This is a genomic window from Mesorhizobium sp. M7A.F.Ca.CA.004.06.1.1, from assembly GCF_003999135.1.
Classification (GTDB): domain Bacteria; phylum Pseudomonadota; class Alphaproteobacteria; order Rhizobiales; family Rhizobiaceae; genus Mesorhizobium.
In genome coordinates this window covers 1-456 of sequence record NZ_RZPQ01001447.1, presented here as the reverse complement: position 1 = coordinate 456, position 456 = coordinate 1, and the positions used below count along the sequence as shown (strand labels likewise).

At 63.8% G+C, this 456-nt stretch carries 1 protein-coding gene; it reads left to right on the top strand.

Going from position 1 to position 456, the window contains the following annotated elements:
* Positions 1-108: 108 nt before the first annotated feature.
* A partial coding sequence (locus EN906_RS36865) for an arginase family protein (protein WP_206529303.1) occupies positions 109-456 on the top strand: 348 nt, incomplete at its 3' end.

The following is a 456-nucleotide window of genomic DNA, read 5'->3' as shown; positions in this document are numbered from 1 at the left end:
CAAGACGTGAAATCTGCAGGCAGCCAGCGGGACAGCGGCCCGGCCGGATGACGGTCGGTTCGCAGGCGTCATCCGCGGCGGCACTGCATCAGCCCAGGAGGAGCGGATATGGGATACGATCGCGGCAAGCTCGACGCGTTGCGTCGCAAATATGGTGAAAGCCATGGCGGCGAGATGTTCGACCCGAAATTCCGCAAGGTGGCCGACAAGATCTTCTCCAAAAGTGGCACGCGGCTGGCGCCCTATTCAGGCATCCCGACCTTCCTCGCCGCGCCCTACCGCGAAATATCGGCCGACAATCCGGATTTCGGTGATTTGCAGGTGGCGATGATCGGCGTGCCGATGGATCTCGGCGTCACCAACCGGCCAGGCTCGCGCTTCGGGCCGCGAGCGCTGCGTGCCATCGAGCGCATCGGCCCCTACAATCACGTGCTGGAATGCGCGCCCACACATGAG